This is a genomic window from Nonomuraea basaltis (genome assembly GCF_005893125.1).
In the GTDB taxonomy this organism is placed as follows: domain Bacteria; phylum Actinomycetota; class Actinomycetes; order Streptosporangiales; family Streptosporangiaceae; genus Nonomuraea; species Nonomuraea basaltis.
Genome location: NZ_VCJS01000464.1, coordinates 1 through 3,365 on the forward strand (window position 1 = coordinate 1; position 3,365 = coordinate 3,365).

Here is a 3,365-nt window from a genome sequence, read left to right on the forward strand (position 1 = left end):
GGTCCCACCCCCCGCAAGATGCCCGCTACCCCCGACCAAGATCATGGCCGCGGGGTTGCCGCCCGGCTCGGCCGGGCGGGCTTGATCTAGTAGGGAAACTCATCACACGCCGGGCTGGCGGCGGTGCTGCGTGCCCTTGCCCCGTGGCGGGGACGGTCCGTCCCCCGAGAGCCGCCCCCGGCTTACCCACGCCTCGGGACGCCTGGGGCCAGGTGCCGAGGGACCGGCGATGTGTGCTCCAGATCCGGCCGGTCGGCCTTCGCGTGGGTCGTCTTGAAGGCCGCAGCACTCATCATGCGGGCCTTGACCGCTGATGTGAATCACCCTGGTGCGTTCACGGGAGACACTTGCCCACTTTTGACCTCCGGGGCGGTTATGGAGAGTGAACGTGGTGGAGTGCTCGCAGGTCAGGACGTAGCGTTGGGATGGAAGGTAGGGATCATATACCTCCCGGGTGATTGTGATGAGCCTTTCGGTGCGGGTGATGCAGTACGCCGATTACAGCGTTGTAGTCCTGGACGGTGAGCTGGACATGGCCTCGGGTCCACGCCTGGTGGCTGCTGCCACCGAGGCTCTGGCGGGGGAACGCCGCTACCTGCTGGTGGACGCGGCCGGACTGACGTTCTGTGACTCTGATGGGCTGTACGCACTGCTGGAGACGCGGCGCGAGGTCACCGGAGCGGGCGGCACGATGGAACTGGCTCATGTGCGCGCCAGGTTCCGCCGCGTTCTGGACATCACTGGACTGAGCGGCGTCTTTACCATCACATCGGACGCGGCGGATCGCGGGTCCACGCCGCATGCTGGTCAAGGTCCATCAATTCCCCCTCAACGATCTGAAGATCCTTAGGTCGTGGAGATGAGTCGTCCGCGTGGGCTGGGCGTGAGACGTTGATGCGTGGCTAGGCGGGCGTGCGATAGCAGTCGGCCCGCGCGGGCCGGGTGTTCCGTGCGCGGTGCCGGGGACGGTCTTCCCCCGAGTTCCGTCCCCGGCTGTGGCGACGCCTCGGGCCAGGTGCCAAGGCCCCGGCGAGTGCTCTGGTTCGCGCCGGGGCGGCTTCCCTGGGTGTGCGCCTTTGGAGCCGCAAGAGTCATGATGCGTGTCGGGATGGTCGTTGTGTAGCGTCCTGGGGCGCTTGCGGTAGACGCTTGCCCACTTTTGACCGTGCGGGGGGGCGTGGGTTGGGGTCACAGGTCGAAGGTTGCTTGGCGTAGTCGACACGTCACTGATAGATAATGGATGCCGGGTCGCCGACCGACGGAGGGGCGGCGGCTCGGCCCGGGGTGTGCGGCGTTCGACCTGCCAGGAAGTAGCCGGGTGCCGCATGCCCCGCATGAGTGGGCTGCGGCGGGGCGCTCGCGCACGGTCGCGCCAGGCGTAGGACCTGTTGTAGCCATCGCGTCGATGATCGCCGACCGCCAGGATGACGGCTCAGGCATCAGATCATCGTGGAGCACGTACCCATCGTGACCTGCGGCGAGTCGAGCGGGCCGTAGGCGCAGTGCGGCGCGCGGCCCCGGGGAGGTTTCCCAAAAGGTCGGGCCTTGGCGTGCGCGACGCTGGTAGCGGAAAGGCTGTCTGGCGGTGGCTCCCAGACAGCCTTCCTTCGCGCGGGTAACCCCCTCAGTGCTTTACCCGCTCCCCTGTCATATCAGTAACGAGTCAGGCGCGGAGGGTGATTTTCGTCGTCCACCCGGGAGGCTTCGAGCCGCTCTCTTCCGGAAACCGGGGTTCCGGAATCAGGGACCAAAGAGACGAACATCGGGACCTTCTCCTCAGGCGCGCGGCCGGGGCCACTCCCACACTGGGAAGAGAGGAGGCAGTCATGGCACACGCTGTGGTGCACTGGGAAATCGGTGGTCCGGACAGTGAGAGTCTGCGCACCTTCTACGAGGGTCTGTTCGGGTGGAAGACCGAGACCGTCGATGAGAGCTACGCCCTTGTCCAGCCGGATGAGGGCCCAGAGGGCGGGATCATGCGGACAACCGGCGCGATGCCGCCGTACGTCACCGTCTACGTCCAGGTCGAAGACCTGGAACGGGCTCTGGACCGGGTCTGCGAACTCGGCGGAGCACGTAACGTCCCGCCCACCGAGATCGGCGAGGGCATGTCGTTCGCGCTGTTCACCGACCCGGCGGGCAACTCGGTCGGCCTGCTGGCGAGAAGCGGGTGACGGGGGCTCACCGGCGCGGGGCGCGAACCGAGCCCCCGCCGGCGGGAACCACTACCGAGAAAGGTGATTCATCATGATCATAGTCGGCGTCGATGGGTCGCAGGCCGGGCTCGAGGCGGTCGGCTGGGCGGCACGGGAGGCGGCACTTCGTGAGGTGCCGCTCACCGTGGTCCATGCCATGCCCCGATGGGCGGTGGAGGCCGACGACGGCCGCTACGCCGACGTGGCCAAGTGGATGCGCGCAGGCTGCGCGACCGTGCTCGCGGCCGGCGAGAACCGGGCATCCCACGAACAACCCAAGATCGCGGTGAGAACGGCCGCGCTACCCGGCGATCCCCGCACGGCCCTGATCCGGGCGTCGCAGGACGCGGAGCTCCTGGTCATCGGAAGTCACGGGATCGGAGGCGTGCGCGGCCTGCTCGTCGGGTCGGTGGCCTACGGCGTCGCCGGCCATGCCGTATGTGACGTCGCCGTGGTGCGTTCGCTGCCTTCGCTGCCCCGCGGCGAGATCGTGGTGGGCTTGGACGGCTCACCCAGGTCTCGCCCCGTGCTGGAGTTCGCCTTCGCCGAGGCGGAGCTGCGCGGAGCGCGGCTGCGTGTCGTACATGCCTGGGCCTGGCCGCGGCTGGATGGTTTCGAACCCGCGGATGCCGGCAGCGAGCAGAACGAACTGCTCGTGCTCAAGGAGGCACTCGCGGGGCACCGCGGACGGCACCCCGACGTCGACGTGATCGAAGAGTGCGTACACGGGCATCCCGTCGAGGTGCTAAGGCAGGCCGCGGACGGAGCCGACCTGCTTGTGGTCGGCTCGCACGGCCATGGGACGTTCGCCGGGATGGTCCTCGGATCGGTGAGCCACGCCCTGCTGCACCGCTCGCCCTGCCCGCTGGTCGTGGTCAGGAGCGAGGGCCTGTCCATTCCGGACGCACCGCGATAACGGTGCGTCCGGCGCAGGGACACTCTCTCACGTGACCTCAGGCTCCATCGTGATCGCACCAGACGGGCATTCCGCCACGCACAGGCCGCAGCCCTTGCAGAAGTAGAGATCGATCGCGAAGCGCTGCCTAGAAGATCACTGAAGATCTTGTGATGACCGCTGTGTTTCTGGGGGTGGATCGGCCGCGGGCTGTCTAGGCCGGGCTGGGGTCGAGTGTCCAGATGCCGCCGGTGTGGGTGAGTCCGAGGTTGATC

General features: G+C 67.8%; 3 protein-coding genes and 1 pseudogene. 3 read left to right on the forward strand and 1 reads right to left on the reverse strand.

Annotation, left to right across the window (positions count from 1 at the left end; translation table 11 throughout):
* Positions 1-463: 463 nt before the first annotated feature.
* The 3 genes from EJK15_RS68330 to EJK15_RS68340 all read left to right on the forward strand — a co-directional run bounded on the left by EJK15_RS68330 (position 464) and on the right by EJK15_RS68340 (position 3,111).
* Positions 464-850, forward strand: coding sequence for an STAS domain-containing protein (locus EJK15_RS68330; protein WP_171075421.1), 387 nt, complete (start codon positions 464-466; stop codon positions 848-850).
* A 976-nt stretch (positions 851-1,826) separates the two neighbouring features.
* On the forward strand, positions 1,827-2,174 hold the full coding sequence (locus EJK15_RS68335; RefSeq protein ID WP_138720777.1) for a VOC family protein: 348 nt from the start codon (positions 1,827-1,829) through the stop codon (positions 2,172-2,174).
* 73 nt (positions 2,175-2,247) lie between these two features.
* Entirely contained in the window at positions 2,248-3,111 is an 864-nt protein-coding gene (locus EJK15_RS68340; RefSeq protein ID WP_138720778.1) for a universal stress protein, read from the forward strand.
* 27 nt (positions 3,112-3,138) lie between these two features.
* Here the strand turns inward: EJK15_RS68340 and EJK15_RS75995 are convergent.
* Positions 3,139-3,231, reverse strand: a pseudogene (locus EJK15_RS75995) (4Fe-4S binding protein); the annotation flags it as partial.
* Between the last annotated feature and the right edge of the window lie 134 nt (positions 3,232-3,365).